General features: G+C 45.1%; 22 protein-coding genes. 20 read left to right on the forward strand and 2 right to left on the reverse strand.

Annotation, left to right across the window (positions count from 1 at the left end):
* Positions 1–50: 50 nt before the first annotated feature.
* Positions 51–1,280 (reverse strand): sporulation transcriptional activator AdeR, encoded by a 1,230-nt coding sequence (locus G9F75_RS15745; RefSeq protein ID WP_167409225.1) that lies wholly within the window; start codon positions 1,278–1,280, stop codon positions 51–53.
* A gap of 315 nt (positions 1,281–1,595) precedes the next feature.
* Between G9F75_RS15745 and G9F75_RS15750 the strand changes: the two genes are divergently transcribed.
* From G9F75_RS15750 to G9F75_RS15825, 16 genes are all read left to right on the forward strand, one after another.
* Complete coding sequence (locus tag G9F75_RS15750) at positions 1,596–1,889, forward strand: WXG100 family type VII secretion target (protein WP_003152013.1); 294 nt, start codon at positions 1,596–1,598, stop codon at positions 1,887–1,889.
* Positions 1,890–1,964: 75 nt separating this feature from the next.
* Complete coding sequence (gene yukD / locus G9F75_RS15755) at positions 1,965–2,204, forward strand: ESX secretion system protein YukD (protein ID WP_003152015.1); 240 nt, start codon at positions 1,965–1,967, stop codon at positions 2,202–2,204.
* 14 nt (positions 2,205–2,218) lie between these two features.
* Positions 2,219–3,505 (forward strand): type VII secretion protein EssB, encoded by a 1,287-nt coding sequence (gene essB, locus G9F75_RS15760; RefSeq protein ID WP_014418774.1) that lies wholly within the window; start codon positions 2,219–2,221, stop codon positions 3,503–3,505.
* 54 nt (positions 3,506–3,559) lie between these two features.
* A complete protein-coding gene (gene essC, locus G9F75_RS15765; protein ID WP_167409226.1) occupies positions 3,560–8,035 on the forward strand; it encodes a type VII secretion protein EssC in 4,476 nt (1,491 codons plus the stop codon).
* Positions 8,032–11,157: a type VII secretion protein EsaA gene (esaA, locus tag G9F75_RS15770; RefSeq protein WP_167409227.1), complete on the forward strand. Its 3,126-nt coding sequence runs from the start codon at positions 8,032–8,034 to the stop codon at positions 11,155–11,157. The genes essC and esaA overlap by 4 nt, the downstream gene beginning before the upstream one ends.
* A gap of 7 nt (positions 11,158–11,164) precedes the next feature.
* A complete protein-coding gene (gene essA / locus G9F75_RS15775; RefSeq protein WP_021495371.1) occupies positions 11,165–11,638 on the forward strand; it encodes a type VII secretion protein EssA in 474 nt (157 codons plus the stop codon).
* Positions 11,639–11,698: 60 nt separating this feature from the next.
* Positions 11,699–12,430 (forward strand): (S)-benzoin forming benzil reductase, encoded by a 732-nt coding sequence (locus G9F75_RS15780; protein WP_021495370.1) that lies wholly within the window; start codon positions 11,699–11,701, stop codon positions 12,428–12,430.
* A 164-nt stretch (positions 12,431–12,594) separates the two neighbouring features.
* Positions 12,595–13,125 carry an HD domain-containing protein gene (locus G9F75_RS15785; RefSeq protein ID WP_007613450.1) on the forward strand — a complete coding sequence of 177 codons (531 nt, stop codon included), beginning with the start codon at positions 12,595–12,597 and terminating at the stop codon, positions 13,123–13,125.
* Positions 13,126–13,262: 137 nt separating this feature from the next.
* Positions 13,263–13,499, forward strand: coding sequence for a DUF2642 domain-containing protein (locus tag G9F75_RS15790; protein WP_014418770.1), 237 nt, complete (start codon positions 13,263–13,265; stop codon positions 13,497–13,499).
* 135 nt (positions 13,500–13,634) lie between these two features.
* On the forward strand, positions 13,635–14,741 hold the full coding sequence (locus G9F75_RS15795; RefSeq protein ID WP_014418769.1) for an AI-2E family transporter: 1,107 nt from the start codon (positions 13,635–13,637) through the stop codon (positions 14,739–14,741).
* 61 nt (positions 14,742–14,802) lie between these two features.
* The gene (locus G9F75_RS15800) at positions 14,803–15,024 is read left to right on the forward strand and encodes a spore germination protein (RefSeq protein ID WP_014418768.1); all 222 of its coding nucleotides are present in this window, start codon (positions 14,803–14,805) and stop codon (positions 15,022–15,024) included.
* A 71-nt stretch (positions 15,025–15,095) separates the two neighbouring features.
* Positions 15,096–15,344, forward strand: coding sequence for a YueH family protein (locus G9F75_RS15805; protein WP_003152028.1), 249 nt, complete (start codon positions 15,096–15,098; stop codon positions 15,342–15,344).
* Positions 15,345–15,409: 65 nt separating this feature from the next.
* Positions 15,410–15,808, forward strand: coding sequence for a YueI family protein (locus G9F75_RS15810; RefSeq protein WP_003152031.1), 399 nt, complete (start codon positions 15,410–15,412; stop codon positions 15,806–15,808).
* 96 nt (positions 15,809–15,904) lie between these two features.
* Complete coding sequence (locus G9F75_RS15815; protein ID WP_003152033.1) at positions 15,905–16,456, forward strand: cysteine hydrolase family protein; 552 nt, start codon at positions 15,905–15,907, stop codon at positions 16,454–16,456.
* A 17-nt stretch (positions 16,457–16,473) separates the two neighbouring features.
* Positions 16,474–17,940 carry a nicotinate phosphoribosyltransferase gene (locus G9F75_RS15820; RefSeq protein WP_014418767.1) on the forward strand — a complete coding sequence of 489 codons (1,467 nt, stop codon included), beginning with the start codon at positions 16,474–16,476 and terminating at the stop codon, positions 17,938–17,940.
* A gap of 129 nt (positions 17,941–18,069) precedes the next feature.
* A complete protein-coding gene (locus G9F75_RS15825) occupies positions 18,070–19,293 on the forward strand; it encodes an EAL and HDOD domain-containing protein (protein WP_121984662.1) in 1,224 nt (407 codons plus the stop codon).
* A 6-nt stretch (positions 19,294–19,299) separates the two neighbouring features.
* Here G9F75_RS15825 and G9F75_RS15830 read toward each other — a convergent pair whose 3' ends face one another.
* Positions 19,300–19,641, reverse strand: coding sequence for a YuzC family spore coat inner layer protein (locus G9F75_RS15830; protein WP_014418765.1), 342 nt, complete (start codon positions 19,639–19,641; stop codon positions 19,300–19,302).
* 465 nt (positions 19,642–20,106) lie between these two features.
* On the opposite strand from G9F75_RS15830, the gene degQ reads away from it, so the two are divergent.
* The 4 genes from degQ (at position 20,107) to comA (ending at position 24,545) form a co-directional block, all read left to right on the forward strand.
* Positions 20,107–20,247, forward strand: a complete 141-nt coding sequence (gene degQ, locus G9F75_RS15835; RefSeq protein WP_003152043.1) for a degradation enzyme regulation protein DegQ — start codon at positions 20,107–20,109, stop codon at positions 20,245–20,247.
* A 184-nt stretch (positions 20,248–20,431) separates the two neighbouring features.
* Positions 20,432–21,391, forward strand: coding sequence for a class 1 isoprenoid biosynthesis enzyme (locus G9F75_RS15840; protein WP_233662477.1), 960 nt, complete (start codon positions 20,432–20,434; stop codon positions 21,389–21,391).
* Between the two features lie 125 nt (positions 21,392–21,516).
* A complete protein-coding gene (locus tag G9F75_RS15845; protein ID WP_021495364.1) occupies positions 21,517–23,820 on the forward strand; it encodes a sensor histidine kinase in 2,304 nt (767 codons plus the stop codon).
* Positions 23,821–23,900: 80 nt separating this feature from the next.
* Positions 23,901–24,545, forward strand: a complete 645-nt coding sequence (gene comA / locus G9F75_RS15850; RefSeq protein WP_014418762.1) for a two-component system response regulator ComA — start codon at positions 23,901–23,903, stop codon at positions 24,543–24,545.
* Positions 24,546–24,552: the final 7 nt, after the last annotated feature.

Here is a 24,552-nt window from a genome sequence, read left to right on the forward strand (position 1 = left end):
AAAATTCTTTGTTTGAAACAGAAAATAAAAAAACACGGATTTGTGAAATTTCACGAACCCATGCTGCGAAGTTTGATATCAAGGTAAATCGTAAACTTTTCATTTGCATTTTTTAAGTCGATTTCTGCGATCTGGCTGATTCTTTTCAGCCTGTAATTCAATGTATTGACATGGATGTTAAGCGCTTTAGCGGCGGTGTTGACGTTGCTGTCGGCATCAATAAAATGTTCGAGCGTTTTTACCATATCGGCTTGGTGCTCCCTGTCATACTGCTCAAGCTTTGAGAGGGAATAGTTCATATAGCCGCTGTGCTTGCGTTTTTCATCCAACACATCCAGGTACTGATAAATGCCGAGTTCCGAAAAGCTGAAAAGGTGTTTGGTTTCTCTCACAAACCGCTCTTTCGCTTTTAATACGGAAAGCGCTTCCTGATAGGAGCGGTAAACATAAGAAATCGATTCGTAAATACCGCCGACCGCAATCGACGCATCCTCAATTTTATATCGTTCCTTCAGCTGTTTTTGAATATGAAGGGCGAAGTGCTTTAAATCTTTAAAAGGCTGATCGGTTTTCGGCGCGGCTAATAAGATTAATTCATTTGAATCAACAGTCGCCAGCATGACATGAATCTGCTGTGTCGTTTCCTGCAAATATTGCAGCTGCTGTTCCGTCTTTTCAGTCAGCTCATCATGTAAACGGATGATCATGACGCTGAACACGGACGGCAGCGCCATTCCGAGCTTATGAAACCCTTCGGCCATCTCGGCTTCCTGATAAATATGGCCGGTCAGCATTTTCCAAAAAAACTCCTGGCCCCGCTCTTCGATTTTCGTTTTGCGGATCTGCAGGTGCAAAAGTTTGTTCCGCACCGCTTTGGCTGCCAGCTGAAGTGTCTTCAGATCCTCGTCATTGAGCTTTTTTTTGATCTCAAGCGCCCAAATAAATCCGAGAACCTGACTGTTTTTCCAGATGGAAATCGCCACGCGGTTGCTCAGGCCCACCTCGTCAATTTCTTTCACTTTGATCGGCTGGTCCGTTTTTAAAAGGGCCGGAATGGTTCCGTCTTTCCACAGTTTGTTGATGACTTTTTCCGGCACCCTCCGCCCGATAATCGTCGACGTCCGGGCCGGATCTGTACAATCGCTGTGCGTGCTGTATGCAAGCAGTTTATGATTAACGTCTTCTATTGTAATGGGGCATTGAAGAACTTCACTGATATGGTCGGCAACATCTTCAAGCCTGTCGAAACTGTACTTAAATGGATCCTTTGGATTGGTCATCTGTATCCCTACTTTTTCATAGCTTCATATCTTGATCTTACCATCTTGCTTTTCAGACTGAAAGGCATCTTTGCAGGGAAATGGACTAGGACAATAAGATCATTCGATGAAATCGAAAACAATAAGAAAATCATACTATTATATTTACAAAATGTGTAAATGTGCCGAAAAATCGAATATATCATAAGACTCATTTTGTAAAATTAAAACAGATTTGTTTGACTGTGCCGAATGGTTGTTTTTATAATAATGACGTTCAAAAAATAAGTGAATTAGCCCATATTTAGGCTGATGACACAGGAGGGTATAAGGAATATGTCTGGATTAATTCGTGTCACACCCGAAGAGCTAAGAGCGATGGCTAAGCAATATGGCGTTGAAAGTCAGGAAGTCATGAATCAGGTTGACCGCCTGAACCGCATGATTTCTGATTTGAAAGGCATGTGGGAAGGTGCTTCAAGTGAAGCATTTGCGGATCAATATGAGCAGCTGAAACCTTCATTTATTAAAATGTCTGAATTGCTGCAAGATGTGAATCATCAGCTCGATCAAACGGCAAATACGCTTGAGTCTACTGACCAAGATATCGCTAACCAAATTCGCGGATAATAAGATGAATGAAGAAACGGAGCGCCTGATTCAATCAAGAAGACGGCGCTCTTTCTATGTAAGGGTGATATGAATATGTATATCGATATTACAATAGATTTAACACATTATAACGGCAGCGTCTTCGATCTCAGATTGTCAGATTACCATTCTGTGAAAAAAGTCATTGATATTGCCCGGCAGGCTCAGCATGTATCCGTTCCGCCGCGTGAAGGCTATTGGATCAGAGTGGTCAATAAAGAAACGGTTTTTTCCGGAGAACAAAAACTATCTGACTGCGGCATTACGAACGGAGACCGCCTTGAAATTTTATGAAAGGACATGGTGGAATGACAGGTCATAACAGATCTTATTTAGAAACAGAATTAGACGCCGTCCGGGAAGAAACCGAATCAGGCTTCACGTTCACCTTCCAGCGGGAAAAAATCAAGCTTCTTGACGGGCTGGAAGCAAACGTGATTAAAGATGCTGATCCTTTTTTTCAAAAAGAGGTCTCAGTTTCAGAAGACGAAGTAACCATCACAATCAAACCTCCTTCTTCTTATCAGGCTTTCCGCTATATAAAAGGAAAAGATAAAAAAAGCAGGTGGCAATTTGCCTACCGTCTCGTCCAAGCCGTGAAACAGCATAAGCTGAAACGTCTCAATCTGATTGCCGCCCCTGAAAATATCGTGTTTGATAAAGCGCTGACGCCTTACTTTCTTCATTACGGCGTAAAGGAGAGCCTTCCGCCTTATGAGGAAGATAGAGAAAGGGTGTTAAAAGAGCTCAAAGCCTGTGCGGCGCTTGCAGCTGACGGGGCGTACACCTTCGATGAATATTTGAAGTACAAGGAGACGCTTCACTTCTCTCCTGAGGTGAAAAGCGTGCTAGAGGCGGAGACGATTGAAGAACTGGAAGAAACCATTCAAACCGCAATTGATTCCCTCGAAGAAAGGGACAAGACATACATAAAACTGCCGAAAAAGAAATGGAAAATCCAAAGATACGCCGGTCTGGCGCTTGCCGTCCTCCTTGTGCCGACACTTCTTTACTCCTTATACGTTCTGTTTTTCGCCCAGCCGAAGCAAGAGGCAATTACAGAAAGCAACCGCTATTTTTTAAATCAGCAGTACAGCAAAGTCATTGACACACTCGCTAAATACGATGCGGAAAGCCTCCCGGAATCTGTGCAGTATGAGCTTGCTTCCTCTTATGTGGCAGTTGAAAATCTGAGGGAAGAGCAGAGGAAAAACATCGGGAATCTGGTCACGCTGCAATCAGACCCGAAGCATTTCCTTTATTGGATTGATATCGGCAGAGGGGAAAATGAAGAAGCCATCAAAATCGGCCGCAATCTTGAGTACAACCCGTACATCTGGCTCGGACTTACAAAATATAAACAGCAATTATTAGCGGATGACAGTATGAAAGACGACGAAAAGCAGAAAGAACTGGACGCCGTGGAAAGCGAGCTTGCGAAGGCGAAAAAAGAGGCGGAGGAACAGCATAAAGAAGCGAAGGAAAACGGTGACACCGCCGAAGCTTCCGCCGGACAGGATGAAAGCAAACAAGACAAAGCGAAAGATAACAAAGAGAACGACAAGAAAGATGAGAAAAAAGATGAAAAAAAATAACAGCACACATCAAATGGCCGCAGGTAACGATCAGGCTGTCAGGAGGTTCGCCATATGAGTCTGTTATGGGTCTTTTACCGAGAGCACGTACAAAAGATTCAGCTGTCTGAACTCCCGCCGTCTCAGCCGATTACGATCGGTCCGGATATGAAAGATACAATCACGTTCGGCACACTTCCGTTACGGCAAAACGCCGCAACCCTTTATCGAAAAGAAACAGATCGTTATGATGTTTTCCTGGGAAATAACTGTGCCGGCGAATTGACAATAGGAAATGAAATGCCCTGCCGGATTGAAGAAGAGACGATGCGGCTTCTGCTCACCCCTGACCGGGAAGAATCCTCCGTCTATTTTATCGGCGGGAAGGATGAGATCGTTTTCTCATCAGAAACAGAGGAAGCGGATATATACAAAGAGCCGTCCTCCGCTCAAACAGGGGCTTTTTATCTGCGAAAGTCGGCAGGATGCTGGTCTGTCGTCCCTGATGGCCAGGACGTTTATGTGAACGGAAAGCTTGCAGAAGCTCCCGAAAGGCTCCGCACGGGAGATGAGCTGCTGTGGAATTTTCTGCGTGTGAGGCTGACGGAGGACGACCTTTTAGAAGTCGTTCATCACGAAAAGCTTCAAACCGGTTTAACCAAAACGGTAAAACCAAGCACCGAAATGAAAAAGAAATACCCGCAATATCGAAGAACGCCGCGCATGGTCTACGATCTTCCAGAAGACCGCGTTTCATTCAGCTTTCCCTCGCAGGAAAGCGAACAGAATAACCGGGGGCTGTGGCTCGTCATTCTGCCTCCTTTGGTCATGCTGATTGTAATGGGGGTTGTCGCCATTATACAGCCGAGGGGCATATTCATCCTTGTCTCTTTGGCGATGTTTATGATGACTCTCATTACGTCCACCGTGCAGTATTTCCGTGAAAAAAACCAGCGGAAAAAACGGGAGGAAAAACGGGAGCGTGTGTACAAGCAGTATTTGGAAAGCAAACGGGAAGAGCTTCAGACGCTGTCGGAAAAACAGCTGCAAGTGCTGACGCATCATTTTCCCCCGTTTGAAAAAATGAAATATTTAACTTCTGAAATCAGCGGCCGCATTTGGGAGAAATCGCTGGAAAGCAGGGATTTTCTGATGCTTCGGCTTGGAACGGGCACGGTCCCGGCAAGCTACGAGATTTCAATGAGCGGCGGAGACCTGGCGAACCGTGATGTGGATGACTTGATGGAGCAGTCGCAGCACATGCAGCGTGTGTATAAAGATATCCGCCATGCGCCCGTGACCGTTGATTTACAAGAAGGGCCGATGGGGCTTGTCGGGAAACCCCAGATCGTCAAAAATGAAATTCACCAGCTGATCGGCCAGCTCGCGTTCTTCAACAGCTACCATGACCTGCGATTTGTCTTTATCTTTCATGAGGACGAATATAAGGAATGGGAATGGATGAAGTGGCTGCCGCAATTTCAGCTGCCTCATATGTATGCGAAAGGATTTATTTACAATGAACAGACCCGCGATCAATTGTTATCGTCCATTTACGAGCTGCTGCGGGAGCGGGATTTGGAAGAAGATAAAGAAAAGAAGATCTTCCAGCCGCATTTTGTCTTTGTCATCACAAATCAGCAGCTGATCGCAGAGCACGTCATTTTAGAATACATCGAAGGCCGGCATGAGCATCTCGGCATCTCGGCAATCATCGCCGCGGAAACGAAGGAAAGCCTGGCGGAAAACATTCACACCCTCGTACGCTACATTAATGAAGATGAGGGAGACATTCTCATTCAGCAGAAAAAAGCGGTACAGATCCCGTTTAAGCTGGACAGGCACGAACGGACAAACAACGAGCGGTTTTCCCGGACGCTTCGGACATTGCACCATCAGGTCGGAATGACGAATTCCATTCCTGAAACGGTCTCATTTCTGGAGCTGTTTCATGCGAAGGAAGTAAAAGAAATCGGCATCAGGCAGAAGTGGGAGACAAGTGAGTCTGCAAAATCGCTGGCTGTTCCGATCGGCTATAAAGGAAAAGACGACATCGTCTATTTAAACCTGCATGAAAAAGCGCACGGGCCGCACGGATTGCTGGCGGGAACGACCGGCTCCGGGAAAAGTGAATTTCTGCAAACGTACATCCTGTCATTGGCCGTTCATTTCCACCCGCATGAAGCGGCGTTTTTGCTGATTGACTATAAGGGCGGAGGAATGGCCCAGCCGTTCCGCAAGATACCGCACCTTCTCGGAACCATCACGAATATTGAAGGAAGCAGAAACTTCAGTATCAGGGCGCTTGCATCCATTAAAAGCGAGCTGAAAAAACGGCAGCGGCTGTTTGATCAATATCGCGTCAATCACATCAATGACTATACAAAGCTGTATAAACAGGGAGAAACGGATATTCCGATGCCGCACCTGTTTTTGATTTCAGATGAATTCGCCGAGCTGAAAAGCGAAGAGCCTGACTTTATAAGGGAGCTTGTCAGCGCGGCCCGCATCGGACGGAGCCTTGGTGTGCATTTAATTCTCGCCACGCAAAAGCCGGGCGGCATCATTGACGACCAAATATGGAGCAACTCACGCTTTAAGGTCGCGCTGAAAGTGCAGGATGCAAGTGACAGTAAAGAAATCCTGAAAAACAGTGATGCGGCGAATATTACGGTCACCGGACGCGGCTACTTGCAAGTCGGAAATAACGAAGTGTATGAGCAGTTCCAGTCTGCCTGGAGCGGCGCCCCTTACATGGAAGATGTATACGGCACCGAGGATGACATTGCCATCGTTACCGATACCGGCTTAATTCCGCTGTCTGAGGTGGATGCGGATGATGCGGCGAAAAAAGACGCCCCGGCAGAAATAGAAGCCGTAGTCGAAGAAATCGAGCGGATTCAAAATGAAATGGGCATTGAAAAGCTGCCGAGCCCGTGGCTTCCGCCGCTTGCCGAACGTATCCCGCGCACGCTTTACCCTGCGCAGGAAAAAGACCGGTTCTTCATCGCCTGCGTGGATGAGCCTGATCAGCAAAGACAGGCGCCTCTCGCTTATACGATGATGGATGACGGCAACATCGGCATTTTCGGCTCATCCGGCTACGGCAAGTCAGTGGCTGCCATCACCTTCCTGATGAACTTCGCGGAAGGATACACGCCGGAAGAGCTTCATATGTACATCTTTGACTTCGGAAACGGCACGCTTCTGCCATTGGCAAAGCTTCCGCACACCGCAGACTATTTCTTAATGGATCAAATGAGAAAGATCGAAAAATTCATGATCCGCATCAAGGAAGAAATCGAGCGGCGGAAACGGCTGTTCAGAGAAAAAGAAGTCAGCCATATCAAAATGTACAATTCGCTCAGTGAAGAAGAGCTGCCGTTTATATTTATCACAATTGACAATTTCGACATCGTAAAAGATGAAATGCATGAATTGGAAAGCGAATTTATCCAGATTTCACGCGACGGGCAAAGCTTAGGCATTTACTTCCTGCTGACCGCAACGAGGGTAAACGCCGTCCGCCAGTCGCTGTTAAACAACATAAAAACGAAAGTCGTCCATTATTTAATGGATCAGTCAGAAGGATACTCCATTTACGGGCGTCCGCCGTTCAGTCTCGAACCGATCCCGGGCCGCGTCATGATCCAAAAAGAAGAACTGTATTTCGCGCAAATGTTTCTTCCGGCTGAAGCGGAAAATGACCTCGAGATGTTCCAGGCGCTGAAAGCCGATGTCAAAGCATTAGCTGAACGCCACGCCGGAACAGCCGGCCCAGACCCGATTCCGATGCTTCCGGATAGGCTGACGGCCGGCGAATTTTCACTCCGTCTCGGCCCGGAACAAGAACCGTTCCGCATTCCTGTCGGGCTTCATGAGGAAAAGGTCAGCCCTGTGTACTTTGATCTGGGCAAAAATAAACATTGTCTTATTTTGGGCCAGACACAGCGTGGAAAAACAAACATCCTGAAAGTGATGCTGAATCACCTGCTGCGTGAAGGTACGGAACGGGTCGGGCTGTTTGACTCGATTGACCGCGGACTGTCGCAGTATGCGCAGGAAACAAAGGTCAGCTATCTGGACACAAAAGAAGACGTCCGGCAGTGGATCGAAACGGCAGAAGCCATTTTCACGGAGCGCGAAGCTCAGTATGCGCAGGCCGTCAAAAATGGCGATGTGCACAAACTCAGTTTCTCTCCGGTCGTGTTAATGGCCGACGGCATTACAAGATTCCAGCAGACGATCGACACCGCCATTCAGGACAAACTGGCGATGTTTATGAAATCTTACGCGCATGTGGGCTTCAGTTTTATTCCGGCGGGCAATCACAGCGAATTCTCAAAAGGCTATGATTCCTTAACGACGGAAATGAAACAGATCCGCCACGCGATGCTGCTTGTGAAAAAATCCGAACAAAATGTCATTCCGCTGCCTTACCAAAGGCAGGAACCGGACATTCAGCCGGGCTTCGGCTATTTGGTTGAAAACGGGAAGGAGCAAAAAATCCAAATACCTTTATGTTCAGCGGAAAGGGAGGCCGTCAGATGACTGAACAACGAAAAAGCCTGATCAAATTAATAGCCGCGGTCGTCATCATTCTGCTGCTGCCGGTGCTGTTTTTCCGGTTTATCGGCGATGACCCGGGAAAACAAAAAATCAACGCCACCCGCCAAATCGCAGTCGTGAATGAAGACATGGGCTTACAAACAGATGAAAATGAGGAAGAGGAATCCGTCCATTTCGGCAAAGAAGTAGCGGCCGCTCTCGGCGGCCGTCCGGATTATTCATGGACGGTTGTCAACAGGAGCGCGGCTGAAAACGGCCTGGCGGCTAAGAAGTATGACGCCGTCGTTTACATTCCATCCGATTTTTCAAAAGATATCTTAAGCTATGACAAGGAGCGTCCGCAAAAAGCCACGCTGACATTCAATATTCAAAGCAACCTGAACGCCGTCAACAAAGAAAAAGTGCAGCGTGAGCTAGAAGACGCCCAAAAATCAATGAATAAAAAAATGTCGGCATTATATTGGAATTTCGTCTCACAAAAAGTGAACAATGTCCGAGGCGATTTTGACAAGATCGTCAATAAAGAATCAGAATTTCAAAACGTTATGTACAATTTTTACAAGCCGAGCTCCAATGACTTGGCAGGTGAAATCAAACGGCAAAAAGACCTGATTGACGAACTGAAAAAATCAATGAATGAAGCGCAGGGCGCGGCAAAAGAAAAATTGACCTCGGCAGATGAAGCCAAAACCACGCTCAAAGACTTTGCCGATACGGTCGAGCGCTATAAACAATATCAAGAAAATCAGAAAAAACTGCTGATGGCCGCGCAGGAACAAAATCAAAAGCAAATCACAACCGGACTGAATGCCATTAAAGCACAGCAGGCCGCCAACCAGTTCAGCACGATGATGAGCGGGCTGTCTTCAGGCATAAACCAGGCGCAGACACAGCTTGCCCAGACGGGATCGGCTCTTTTTGCCGCCCAACAGGTGAGAGAAGCGCAGGTTCCTGATCAGGAACGCGGGATGGCGAATATTCAATCCAATTTACTGGACAATTATTTGACTCAATATAAAGCTCAAGCAAGATTTGAAACACTGAACAGCATCCAAACCCTTATGAAAAGGGATCGGCAGGCATTAACCGTTCCGGAAAAGGACCCGGGGGATGACGGCTCGGATGAACCGAAAGAAGAAGAAAAACCGGAAGAAGAAAAACCCGGCGATCTGAAAATTGACCTTGACGATCAGCGTGACGAGTTAAAACGCATCTCCGCTGAAATCAATCACATTTCTGACGGATTAAAAGAACCGGAAAAAGAAAAACCGGAACCCGAAAACCCGGGCCAAGGCGATGACGGTGAAAACTCCGGCGATACCGATCCGAATAACGGAACGAATCCCGGAGAAGACGGAAAAACGGAAGACGGCACAAAAGAAGAGCAGCCTGCTTCTGATAACACAGGCGATCAGGAGCCAAAAACCGTCCAGACCGCGACAGCCGCTAAAAACGTCACTCCGCCTGCTGATGAGCCGGCGGACGATCCGAACGATTCTGAAGGGGACGGCGGCACAGACATATCTGAGGCGAAAGAAAGGCTGAACCAAGCCGCAGAGCGGATTCAGCAAATTGAAAAAGAGCTGGAAGAGAAACAGCAGACTCATAATGAAGAACTGAAAAAACGTCTCGATGCTCTTGATGAAGAAATCCAAGGCCTTAAAAAGCAGATTGCCAAAGTTGAAAAACGGGCGGAGAAATTACAGGAAGATCTTGAAAAAACAGTAGAAAAGAGAAAACAAGACTTCAATACCATTTACAGAATGATTGTAAGAACAGAACAGAACATTTTGAACTACCCGTCATTGGATAGCGGCCGCAAATCTGCTCTTGAACAGATATTTGCCGCTGATATCAATACAAAAGAAATATCCGATTTAATGAGTTACTATAATGATTTATCCCTGTATGAGGCGACACTCTATCACTCTCTTGACGCGGGCTCGCTGCCTGATGTGAAAAACAGGGTGCTGAAAGCCCAGCAAGGCGAAGTTCAAACCGTTCTCGCCATCAAACCGGTGGAAACGGCAAGCTGGGAAAACCTGAAAAACAACAAGATGCAGACAGATGAAGACATCAGCAATTTCATTAAAGGCATGACCGAATACTCGGATAACTACAGCTCGTATATCAGAGATGAACAAGCCGGAGTGCTCGATGAGCTCGCCAGCATTTCAGACAGCGCGGCGAAAGCATCCGATCAGCTGGCTGAAGGCGCTGTGCAGGAAGCGGCCGCATTCAGCGGAGACGGATTAACCGGAACGATGGCGCTCGGCGCTCAGGATACCGTCGGCCGCGAAGTCCTGCAAATGTCTGACACGATGGGCCATCTGTCAGAACGCCAGTCCGGCATCATCAGCTATACCGACAATATGCAGCAAAGCGTAAATGACGTCCAGCAAAAAGCGGACACCCTGAACAGCAACTGGGGCAAAAACGTCAATTCCACGAAATTGATCAGAAATGACGTGTACGGCATTTTAGGGAACGCGCTCGTTGACGGACAGGAAAACGGCTACGTTTATGATTATCTCGCCAACCCGCTTAAAATCAGCGGAGAGGTGCCGGAAGACCGGGTTCAGAATGTTCCGCCGGTCGTCATTTTGGTGATCGTCCTGATCAGCAGTCTTCTGATCGGCTATTTCAGCTCGTATTATCAGCAGGCGCCGCTTCTTGTCAAAGGCGCGCTCTTTGGGATTTTAAACATTATGGTCGGATTGATGATCAGTCTGTTCGGTCTGAATATCTACTCGCTTCCGGACGATCAGACGATTAAATGGTCAGTCTTTACGATTCTCTTGCTTGCGGCGAGTTCAGCTTTTATCCGGGCAGCCTTTGTCTTCAGCTCGATTACCGGATGGATCGCATCATCAGCGCTCATTCTCTTTTATGTGGCGCCTTTGATCGACCTGATTATGCCGAACTTCACCTTTGACAGTCCGGTTTCGAAAGTCTATATCGATATTCAATACGGAACGGGCCATCTGTTTGCGATGGGGGTAACGGTTCTTGCGATCATTACGCTGATTGCGGCGGCGCTTCCGCTCGTCATTCGGCTGTTTGCGGAAAAAACGGAGGAAAGTGATCAGTCTTATGAGGCGTAACACGTTCATGGAAAAAGGATTGCTGCTGTTTGCTCTCTCCTTTTTCCTTTTCCTTCCCCAAGCCGCAGCCGCGAATGAGGAAAATACTGATGTCAAGCCGAATGAATATGAAAAGAAAGACATTGAAATTCGTACGGATTACCTGCACGACGATGCCTACTCTGAGGAAAAAACGGCGCTTCCGAAAGAACAGAAGGATATCACGTTTGATCAGCCGGCCGAAAACCCGGATGACAAACTGATATCAAATTTGTTTACATCGTCAGACACGGAGCCGAATACGATCAAAGCGCAATCGAAAAAACTGGGTATCACATTTGCCGAGCCGGCGGTGAGGCGTACCTCGGCAGATATGGAAACGGAAGAGAAAAAGACTTCTTTTCTGCTGCCTGTCATTTATGCCGTCTTGATCCTCCTCGGGATTGCGGCCATGATCTATCTGATCCCGAAAGTCACGGCGCAGGAAAAGGCAAAGCGGTAAACGAATCGCTTGTGTTTGCGGGAAGACAGCCCGTAAAATAAGAAAAAAAGGAGGAGTTTCATGCAGTTTTTTCTTATAACAGGCGCGTCAAAAGGCTTGGGCCGGGCACTTACGGAACAGGCGCTTCAAGAAGGAGCCGAAGTCGCCGCGCTTTCAAGAACGATAAGCGGGGAAAAGCGCGAGGGACTGACAGAATACAGTGTTGATCTAACCGACCTGGCAGATACCGGGCGGCAGATGAAGGCGATTCTTGATCAAGCAGAGGAGAAGGGGTACTCCGCCGTCACACTGATCAACAATGCCGGAATGGTGGAACCGATCAAGCGGGCGAAAGAGGCTTCCGCCGAAGAATTGAACCGTCATTACACCCTTAATCTGACGGCGCCCGTTTTGCTCAGCCAAATGTTCACAAAGCGTTTCGAAGCGTTCAGCGGCAGCAAAACAATTGTCAACATCACATCGGGCGCGGCGAAAAATCCTTATAAAGGCTGGAGCGCGTATTGCAGCTCAAAAGCGGGGCTTGAGATGTTTACGAGAACATTCGGGTTTGAACAGGAAGATGAAGAGCTGCCGGTCCGCATGATATCATTCTCGCCGGGAGTGATGGATACAGACATGCAGGCTGTCATCCGTTCTTCGTCAAAAGAAGATTTTCATGACATCGAACGGTTCCGCAATCTGAAAGAAACGAAAAACCTCAGAAGTCCTGAATACATCGCCGGCGTCATTCACTCACTGATCGCGGGCGAGCCGGAAAACGGACGGATATACGATATCAAAGAATTTTTGTAGAGCAGCGTTCACGCTGCTCTTTTTTGTTTGTACAATCACTTCGGAGTCCGGCGGCATATGATGAATGAAACAACGTATAAGGGGTATAAGAAATGTATCAGATGAATTGAGTTTCTTCTCGATTTATGTTAGGATTCTAAAAATATAAATAAGGAGGGGTTTCCATGAGAAATGTAACGTTAATGGATGTCTTCACCCATCCAATCGCACAAAAGTATTTACAGCGTTCCGGTGTCGCCCATGCGATCGCCTGCGCGTTTCATGCATACCGTCTTGCCGTAAAAGCAGGTGTCAGCCCGGATCTGGCGGCGAAAGCGGCTTTACTGCATGACGTCGGCCATTATGAATGGTACACAGACGGCAAATGGGATTATGAAAAGTACAGAAGAAACGATATCCATGCCATTAAAGGCGCGGAACGGGCGCATAAGCTGCTCATCCGGCTCGGTGAAGAACCGAAAGCGGCGAAGGACATTGCGCTGGCGATTCTGCTTCACACCGATTCCTATCTGCCTGAAGGCGAACTGGACAAGAATACGCTCCAGCAAATCGTGAAACAAGCGGATGAACTCGATGAAGAACCCGGCGGACATCACCATTACCGCCAAATGGATCACACGGCCGCGCTCAAACAAATCCAAAAGCTTGATCAGTTAATTGACCAAGCCCAATATCCCATAAGAAGCTCAGTCTAGGCCACTCATGCGGCCTTTTCCCCTTACATAACTCCGCATGCTCACTAACACCTTTTCCGCTCCGATAGACGTACTGTGTCAAAGCCTTTGTCCGCTGCATATGCTGAAGGAAAACATAGTAAAGGGGATCAGCGAAAATGGCCCATCAAGGAAGCCCGCAAATCGTCTCGTTAGTGGACCCTTACGTTTATCAGACCATCCATAAGCTTATCGGCTCAAGGTTTATTATTCAAACCGTCAGACGCATTATCAGAGGACGGCTGATTGATGCCACTCCGGATCACATCGCCATTGAAGAAACGCATGACCGTGTATTTTATATCAGAAACCGCCATGTGGTTTCCGTCATGCCTGATTATACCGAACGCGTGTAACAGCCCGAATAAGGCGCAAACCGGAGGCGGCCCTATAGAACCCCGGTGCGTCTTCTTTTTGAGATACATAGATGCACGGCGGCTTTTTTTGGTACAATCACAGTACAAGTTCACATAACAATAGGAGGAAACCGCTTGTTGAAATCAAAGGTCCATTTTTGGACGCTGCAAATTTTGCTCGTTTTGCTCATTATTTACGTATCAACGAAAGTCTCGTTTATTTTTCAGCCGTTTTTCGGTTTTATCACCACTCTGTTTTTCCCGATTTTGATCTCGGGCATTTTGTTTTTCATTTTTAATCCGATCGTGCGCCTGCTTGAGAAAAAAATCCCCCGGACATTGGCGATCCTGCTCATTTATCTCGTTTTCATCGGCCTGATTGCCTTTATGTTCACCGCCATCGGACCGATTGTGGCTTCCCAGGTCACGGGGCTGATTAACAATTTCCCTGATTACATTCATCAGATTCAAGTCTTGACGGCGCAATTATCCCATTCCAAATGGTTTACGTGGATGATGACGCAGGATTATGTGTCGATAGAAAAAATCCAGCAGTCTCTGACGGGATTTTTACAAAGCCTTCCGCAAAATATTACGGCAAGCCTGTCGGCCGTGTTCGGCGTCGTTACGAATATCACGCTTGTCGTGATCACCGTTCCGTTCATTTTGTTTTATATGCTGAAGGACGGCCGGCGGTTTCCGCTCTTGGCGGTCAAAATCCTGCCTTCTTCCTACCGGGCGGAAGGCAGGAAAATATTTAACGACTTATATGTCACATTGGCCGCCTATTTCCAAGGCCAGCTGCTGATTTGTCTCTTTGTCGGAACGGCATGCTTTATCGGATATTGGATCATCGGCCTGCAGTATGCGTTAATTCTCGGGATGGTGATCGCCGTCACCAATATCATTCCGTACCTGGGGCCGTTTCTCGGGGCGGCGCCCGCGGTGATTATCGCGTTTATGGATTCGCCGGCTAAGGCGCTGTTTGCCGTTATTGTTGTCGTTGTCGTCCAGCAGCTTGACGGGAACCTGCTTTCTCCGCTTGTCATCGGGAAACGGCTGAATACCCACCCGCTCACCATTATTCTTCTGCTTATCGGAGCGGGCAGTTTCGGCGGCATTCTCGCAATGATTCTGGCCGTGCCGGTTTACGCGGTTTTAAAAGCTTTTGTCTTAAATATCGTCCGGCTTATCAAACTTCGTCAGCGGTCAAAGCTCGAAGACAGCCGCAAGCCGAAATAAAAACGGGCACAACTCCCGATGCAGCGCATAAAATGCTGTAAAGAAAAGCGGAGGTGTGGGTATGCCTGCAATTGTGGGACCGATTTATATTATGAGTTTAGCCGGAGACGCTGCGGCGAGCTTCGGTGACGTGTTTGCCATTTCTCCCAAAGCCGTTGACCACTCAGGCGCGGGGGCAGGGGCGTTTCATTCCGGAGATTTTATCAAAGTTACTAATAAATTCAGCAAAACGCGCTTTGAAGACATCGATGTGTTTGACGAACCTGATTGGTTTAACGCGTGACAGCCTCCTTTTAGGAGGCTGTCGCTTTTTTGTAGTATAATAGAATCAGTCTTTATAAAAGGGGAATTTTTATGAAAATCAGAAAAGCGAATATTACCGTGCAGTCCGGAATGATCGGTGATGTATATCTGCATGAAAATAAAAAAGAACAGCATACCCTTGTAGCCGTTCCGGAACTTGAGTGGAGCACGATCATTTCCTATGAGGAAGAGAAAAAGGCGCTGGCGCAGCGGCTTTTACAATCATTCAGCAAGCTGATTGAAGAAGAGCCCGCCGGAGAGCTCGCCGGCAAGATCTCCCATTGGGTGGCTGAAATGTAACGAAGCGGTTTACCGCGTCCCGTCCGGGGAGATAATTGTAAAACAAGCTGAGGAGGGACAGGCCGATGAGCGACAAAACGGTTGACCTTTATTTACAGCAGGGGATGTACGGCCCTCTGCAGACGAAACCGGATGAACGCCATTTATTTTTAGGCTCGCTGCGTGAAAGAGTCATCATTGCCCTGACGAAGGGGCAGGTGCTGCAAAAGCAGCCTTATGAAGAAGTGAAACAGGCGCTGAAAAGCCGAAAAGACGCGGTGCTCTATATAAACGGAAGGCTCCCGTATCATGCTTATTCACCATATATGAAGCTTGCCGCACTTGCCGGTGTCCGAAGCTCCGTCATATCGGACCTTCAATTCGAAACGCCGCTCGGCCTGGTTTTTGCCGCCGATTATGCCGTGAACCTTGACGGCATTTACGTACAGGATGACATTTTTCAGCGCTCACTCCTGAAATCTTAAAAGGGCAAAACACCGTTTGTCATTTTACAATGCCAATTCACTTACAAGTGGAGATAGGATATAATGGTTTTCATATGAATGGCGGGGAGGCCGGCTATGAAAAAAGCATTTATATGCATTGATTATACGAATGATTTTGCAGCAGAGAACGGGGCATTAACCTGCGGAGAACCCGCGAGACAGATTGAAGATACGATTGTCAGTTTGACGCAAGCATTTATAGAAAACGGTGATTACGTTGTCTTTGCGGTAGATTCGCATGATGCAGACGATGACTTTCATCCCGAGACACGCCTGTTTCCTCCGCATAATATCAACGGCACGGAGGGCAAAGAGCTGTACGGAAGGCTATCGCCTCTTTATGAGAAACATAAACACGCAAAAAACGTAAATTATATGGAAAAAACGAGATATTCTGCTTTTGCGGGAACGGATTTAGAGCTGAAACTGCGGGAACGGCAGATCACTGAGCTGCATCTTGCGGGCCTGTGCACGGACATCTGCGTTCTTCACACGGCGGTTGACGCCTACAACAAGGGCTTTCAGATCGTCATTCATCAAAACGCTGTGGCCAGCTTTAATCCGGAAGGGCATGAATGGGCCCTGTCCCATTTTAAGAACAGCATCGGAGCGCAAGTGGCAGAGTAAGGAAGGGGAAAATAATTTTGGTGGAGCATGGTTTTAAAGACGACAGTTTGTCTTTACATACAGATCTTTATCAAATTAATATGGCCGAAACGTACTGGAGAGACGGCATTCATGAGAAAAAAGCGATTTTTGAGCTTTTTTTCAGAAAGCTTCCCTTTGAAAACGGCTATGCGGTATTTGCGGGCTTAGAAAAAGCAATCGAATACTTGGAGAACTTCAAATTTACCGACAGCGATCTGAATTATTTAAAAACGGAATTGCACTATGCTGATGATTTCATTGATTATTTACGGGATCTTTCTTTTACCGGATCTCTTTACAGCATGAAAGAAGGCGAGCTCGTTTTTAACAACGAACCGATTATGCGGGTCGAAGCGCCCCTGATCGAAGCCCAGCTGATTGAGACGGCTCTGCTTAACATTGTGAATTACCAAACATTAATCGCCACGAAAGCGGCCCGCATTAAAGGCGTTGTCGGTGACGAAGACGCCCTCGAATTCGGAACGCGGCGCGCCCATGAAATGGATGCGGCTATGTGGGGAGCGAGAGCGGCTCTGATCGGCGGCTTCAGCGCAACGAGTAATGTAAGAGCCGGAAAGCGTTTTAATATACCGGTATCCGGCACGCACGCTCATGCGCTCGTACAAGCGTACCGCGATGAATATACGGCATTTAAGAAATATGCGGAGACCCACAAAGACTGCGTATTTCTCGTAGATACGTACGATACGATCCGTTCAGGCATGCCGAATGCGATTAAAGTCGCAAAGGAATTCGGCGACCGGATCAACTTCATCGGCATCCGCCTGGACAGCGGGGACTTGGCGTACCTGTCAAAAAAAGCGCGTGAAATGCTTGATGAAGCGGGTTTCACAGACGCAAAGGTCATTGCTTCAAGCGATCTTGACGAGCACACGATATTAAATCTGAAATCCCAAGGAGCGAAAATCGATACGTGGGGCATCGGCACGAAGCTGATTACCGCATACGATCAGCCGGCCCTCGGCGCGGTTTACAAGCTTGTCGCCATTGAAGAGGACGGCAAACTGACCGACACCATTAAAATTTCGTCAAACCCTGAAAAAGTGACAACGCCGGGAAGAAAGAGAGTATACCGGATTATCAACAAGCTGAATCACCACTCGGAAGGTGATTATATCGCGCTTTATGACGAGCGGGTAAATGATCAGAAACGTTTAAAAATGTTCCATCCCGTCCACACGTTCGTCAGCAAATTCGTCACTGATTTCTATGCGAAAGACCTGCATGAGCCGATCTTTGAAAACGGCGTTTTATGCTATGATAATCCCGAAATTACCGACATCCAGCAATACGTGCAGGATAACCTCAAACTACTGTGGGAGGAATACAAACGGATCAGCAAGCCGGAAGAATATCCGGTCGATTTAAGCGAAGACTGCTGGAGCAACAAGATGCAGCGGATTCATGAAATCAAAAGCGAGCTGAAACGGGAACTTGAATAGAAGACAAAGCGGCCTTTCCTTTCTCTGGAAAGGCCTTTTTGTTGTGATAATATTTTTCACATTTAGACAAATTTCGTCAAATTATTTGATATACTTATGTTCGAAGGCCGCATCTAAGGGGGTAAATGAATGAAGGTGTTTGTTGCGAGACAGCCTATCTTCAACAGAAACGAACAGGTTGTTGCTTATGAACTTCTTTACCGGGAGAGCGAAGAGAACCGTTATTCGGCCGCTGACGGAGATAAAGCTACGACGGATCTCATTATTAACAGCTTTATCAACATCGGAATCGAAAAGCTGACTGAGGGGAAACGCTGCTTTGTGAATTTTACAGAAAGCCTGATGTTTTCAGATCTCCCTACCTCCTTTGATCCTGACCAGCTTATTATCGAAATTCTTGAGGACATACCGATCACTCCGGCACTCATCTCAAGATGCAGACAGCTGAAGAAATTAGGATATACATTAGCACTTGATGATTTTTACGCCATCAATCCGGAAAATGAAGAGTTAGTGGAACAGCTGATGAAATATATTGATATTTTAAAAATCGACTTTTTGCAATCCTCGCGTCTGGAGCGCAAAAAAATCATTCAGACGTACAGCTGTAAAAGTCTGATTTATTTAGCGGAGAAAGTGGAGACGAGAAAAGATTATAAACAGGCGGCCATAGACGGCTTTCACCTGTTTCAAGGATATTTTTTCAGTGAACCGCGTGTCATCAGCGGAAATGATCTGACGTTTCATTTTCATTCTTACTACCAGCTTTTAAGCGAATTAAACAATGACCAGCCCAATATAAAGCGCGTGACGGAATACATAGAGCGGGACGTCAGCTTATCGTATCAGATTCTGCGTTTTTTAAACGGATCGCAAACAAGGCTGAAAAAAAAGATAGACAGCATCCAGCGGGCCATCATGATGCTCGGGCTGAATGAGATTAAGCGCTTGATTTACATTCTTTCATTCAGAGATTTAACGGCGAAAAGCCACTCAAGCCAAAAAGAAATCATTAAGATTTCCTTAATCAGGGCCAAACTGTGCGAACTGCTGGCGAAAAGAACCGGAAGGCCCCAGCCCTCTTCTTACATGCTGATCGGCATGTTTTCGCTCATCGATACGCTTCTCCACAGGGAGCTGGAGGATATCATCAAAGAACTGCCTTTAATCGATGAAGTCGGACAGGCGCTGCTCGGTTATGAAAACGATTATTATAAGATGCTCGCGCTCGTCAAAGCCATTGAATGCAACAACTGGGACTGTGACGAGTGGGGAAAAGAACTGAACAAAGAAGAAGCGTATGAATGTTACTTACAGGCGATCGAATGGTGCCGGCAGCTGATCGTGGATTGAGCCGCTTTAAGCCGACCACCTGAGGGCGATGATAAACCGGCTTTGCTCTCTGATCAGACTGACACGGATGCCGTCGGGATTATACGTCACGTCAAAATCATTTTTGATGCCGGTCTGCTTAATGAGCCGCTTGACCGCTGCGGTGTCAGATGATTGCGCTGCGGTGAGGATGCGGCGCGCAAGCTCTTTTGACGCCGACAGCCGCGCAAGGAGCAGGCGCGCATCCTCCAGCATGCCCGCAGCTTCTTTTGCGGACGCTGTCAAAATATCTGCGTGAACCGGAGGACTGGGCGCAGGATTCCGGTATGGCGCGGCGAAAACAGGGAAGCATGGATACACATAATGCATACGGCGGCCTCCTTCCTGAGAAAACATTCGTTATACATGAGTATAGGCGGCGTGATAACGAGTTATGACATGCAAAAAGACCACAATGCGGGGGTTGCGGTCTTTTCGGTGTTTGTCGGTGGTTATGCGACGTTGTTCGCCCATTCTGTTTTGAAATTGCGACGGCAGGGACTATAGTCCTTGCCGGTTTGTCGGAAAACCGTTAAAAAAACAGCAGAACCGCCAGATTGGTCTGCTTCATCCTAAACGTCTGCCTTTCTGGTAGTTATATAGTCCTGTTCGCTAAATGCTCCGTTCGGGACTATGGGATTACCTCGGTTTGCGGTGTCACGCAGATACTTTTACACATACTTTTCGGTGAAAAATCCCGCAAAAACGTTTACACTATTAGTAACAGATCAAATACCTAGGACTCGTTCACCATACACAATTCATTGATCTTTCAAAAAAAGGAGTGTGGAAACGGTGGAAAACAAATTAGAAGAAGTAAAGCAATTATTATTCCGACTTGAAAATGATATCAGAGAAACAACCGACTCATTACGAAACATTAACAAAAGCATTGATCAGCTCGATAAATTCTCATATGCAATGAAAATTTCTTAAAAAGACTTGGAAACAAGTCTTTTTTTTGTGCATTTTTTATCCATTTCATGGATAAAGTATTATACGATTGTTAAAAAACGAAAAACCTGCTGTCTTTCATCACCTGCATTTAGTAAAATAGAATGGGAGGGTGAAGACAATTATTGAGCAAATGTGTTTAGATGCTGACCAAATCAAGAATAAAATGAAGAGTATAATAGAGCGGAACATATTTAATGAACATCTAATGCAGCTCCTTCTCAGTTTTATTGAACCAAAAAAAAATTTTTCTCTAGCTGAATCAGCTGTTTTGCATTATGTGATCTTTGACGGCGAAAATCAAGAAACCGCAGTGAACTTAGGTGCCGCTATTGAAATTCTTACACTTACTTCCGATATAATTGATGATCTGGAAGATGAGGATAATCGAGATGCTCCTTGGATGAAGATAGATCGTTCACTAGCATTAAGTGCAGCATTTTCATTATACACAGCAGGATTGCAAAGCATTAATTCGATTAGTACGAATCCTTTAGTGATTAAGTATGTATTAAAATATATTCAAGATGCAATGCAGGGTCAACATGATGATTTGATCAATAAACCAAAGACAGAAGATGAATGTTTAGAGGTAATCAAGTTAAAATGCGGAAGTTTATTTGCGTTAGCAAATGTTACTGGTACGCTTTTAGCAACTGGAGAATTCAATAAGTCTGTTGAAAGTTATTCCTATTATAAAGGGATATTTGAACAAATTTCCGGCGATTATCATGCTATTTTTAAGGATAATACTAGTGATATTCTGAAAGATAAACATACATTGATTAATTTATATCTTAAGCGCTTGTTTAATAAGTCTTCTCAAGAATTGCTTTGTATATTCTCAGATCAAAAATTATATTCGCAACTGCGGCTTAATAAAAAAGAGTTTATTCAAAAGCTGTATGATTCTGGAGCATCTCAATATGTTTCGGTTTTATACCAACTATACATGTATAAGTGTGAAACTGAAGTTGAAAATTTAAATTTAGATATAAAGAAGATAAAAATAATAAAAAAACACTTGTTGAATAATAAGAATAATAAGAAGGATGATGAAGATGCAGAATTTAATAAATTATTTTTTGAATTATCCGGATGTATTAAAGAAACTGAAAAGCAATGAAGCTAGCCTTATCGGTTATGACTCTATACAAACTCAAATTATCATTAAAGGGTTTGAGAATTATTTAATGATGGGTGCGGACAATAAAAAATGGGATAATGAATAATAAGCGAAGGGTGTAAATCTTGAAGAAGCTTATAAAGCCATTTACAATATCCATTATTATTTTAAGTGTTATCTATGTTTGTTATGTCGCTTTTATTAACATAAATGGAATTATTGTAGGCACGAAAATTGTAGAAAATAAGCATAAAGTACTCGAAGTTGCTGAAATGTCAAAAACCTCGTATGGAAAATTTGTAGGTTTAAAACAAGGTGATATGATTGTCAAAATTAATAATAAAAAACCATCTTTAAAATATCTAAAAGGGGATACTCTCTATCACGTTAAAAGCTTAGATATAAAAAGAAATGGACAGCAAATTCATTTAGATGATTTTGATATTGTTAATTTAAATGGATACTACAGTTACTTTTTATTTGTCCTGCCCCTTGTATTTTATTTTTTGAGTTTAATATGTATATTTTATATTGTAAAGGTGAGTCAAACCAGAAAATCGATAGCTGGGTATGTCCTAATTCTCTTCCTGTTAGATATCTCAATAGCTTATATGAGTGCTGGTGGTCCCTCAAGAGGTCATGAATTTAACAGATATATAAATTTGTTTACCTTCATTGCCTCACCTATATTTTATCTCCAGTTTATTCAAGAGTATTTCAAGGAATTAGGTAAAAAATTTGCCAATCGTTTGATTTCTTTTCTATATATCATACCGATAATTAATCTCTTAAACGAACCGTTTCGACATATTTATTCATATGACTTCACAACAAATTTAAATTTAGTATCGTTTTTCTTCGTGACTCTCTATGCATTTATATCTGTTTTCTATCATCTGTATAAATTCAAGTATTCAGAACATGCTTATATTCTTAAGATTTTAATTTTAACAAACACGCTCTCTTTTTTGCCCTTTTTGCTTTTTTATGTAATCCCAATTATTTTGACAGGAAGTTATATATTAGATGCGTTGGCAGCGGCATCCCTGCTCGTGCTTATCCCATTGGGGTTGGTATACCAGTTCGTAGCTAACAAAATTTTTGATATTGAATTCATTTTAGGCAGGATGAGGTACTATGGCTTGCTTGCCTTAGTTCCAGCCCTTTTTATTGTTGGGATTTCAGCTTGGTTCGAGTCAATAGATATACAAATGAATCCTGCTCAGCAAACTGTATTTTTCTTTATTATGATATTTGTCATTTTTTATTTTAAAGAAGTAATGGATTATAAATTTCGGTTAAAACGTTTTTCTGAAAAATTTAATTATCAAGATAGTATATTCAAATATACTCAGCTTATCAGAAGCATAACATCTTTAAAACAAATGTTTAAAGAACTAAAAAAGACGATTCTGGATGTTCTGCTTGTCAGTAAAGCTTATGTCTTTGAAGTTACCTCTGAGGGTGACATTTTATATCATGATAAAAAGGACAATGAGCCTGACTGGGAAATGTATTCAAAAGAATTTAAGAAAGTTACTTCAGAGATTGGAAAAATCATTGAGCTAAACCGCGGTTTTTTAATCAAGATAGGAGAACGCGGGGGAAGTTCTTATGTTTTGCTTTGTTTGTCCACTATTAATACACCGAGACTGACACGAGATGAGATTTCATGGCTGAAGACATTGTCTTTCTATACGAGTGTCTCTATGGAAAATGTGATACAGATCGAAGAACTCATGAACCATTTACAAGACCTGAAACAACAAGGCTCAAACCCGGTCTGGCTCAAAAAGCTGATGTTTACGATCGAGGAAAAGCAACGGTCGGATTTGGCCCGTGATCTGCATGATTCAGTGTTGCAGGACTTGATTTCTTTGAAGCGCCAGTGTGAGCTGTTTCTGGCCGATTTTAAGAAAGAGGAGCCTTGCCAGTTAGAGGTGCAGGACAAGCTTCATCAGATGAATGAGCAGATGTCGGATGTCATTTTGATGACCCGGGAGACGTGCCATGAGCTGCGTCCTCAGCTGCTGTATGATTTGGGTCTGGTCAAGGCGGTATCCAAGCTTGCCGCGCAGCAGCAGGAGCGTGCGCCGTTTCATATCCGTCTGAATACGGGCCGGTTTACGGCGGCGCTGGATTTGGATACGCAGCTGAATTTGTACCGCATCATTCAGGAATTTCTTTCGAACGCCATGAAGCATTCACAGGCGAATGAGGTGCTGATTATGCTGATCAGCATTCAAAATAAAGTGATTCTGCATTATGAAGACGACGGTGTCGGCTGCAATCAGGAAGAAGGCGGCGGGCAGTCGATGAGCATGGGTCTTTCGGGTATTAAGGAGCGCGTCCGTGCGCTTGACGGACGGATGAAAATCGACACAAGTGAAGGAAACGGTTTTAAAGCGGATATTGAAATGGAATTGTAACCAATTTATCACCAAATCGACTTGGCAGAAGCCAAGTCTTTTTAATAAAATGGAAATGAGTGAGTAAAAGGGAGGAAACCATGAAAAAGATACTAGTGATTGATGATCATCCGGCTGTCATGGAGGGCACCAAGACGATTCTGGAAACGGACACGAATCTTTCTGTCGATTGCCTCAGTCCTGATGCCAGTGAACAATTTGTTCTCCGGCATGATTTTTCAGCTTACGATCTCATATTAATGGATTTAAATCTGGGTGATGACATCAGCGGCATAGAGCTTTCCAAGAAAATCTTAAAAGAGAATCCTCTCTGTAAAATCATTGTCTACACAGGCTATGAGGTTGAAGATTATTTTGAAGAATCCATCCGCGCGGGCCTGCATGGCGCCATCAGCAAAACCGAATCTAAAGAGAAAATCATGCAATACATATATCACGTGCTCAACGGACAGATTTTAGTTGATTTCTCCTATTTCAAACAGCTGATGACCCAGCAAAAAACAAAAACGTCTTCTTCCCCTCAAAGTGAACAGGATCGGTTAACACAGAGAGAGCGCCATATTCTCCAAGAGGTCGAAAAAGGTTTGACCAATCAGGAAATCGCAGATGCGCTTCACTTAAGCAAGCGGTCGATTGAATACAGCCTGACATCCATTTTTAACAAGCTGAATGTCGGCTCCCGCACTGAAGCGGTGCTGATCGCCAAGTCAGATAACGTACTATAAATCTTGA

Source organism: Bacillus sp. EKM208B, assembly GCF_011800725.1.
GTDB classification, from domain to species: Bacteria; Bacillota; Bacilli; order Bacillales; family Bacillaceae; genus Bacillus; species Bacillus velezensis.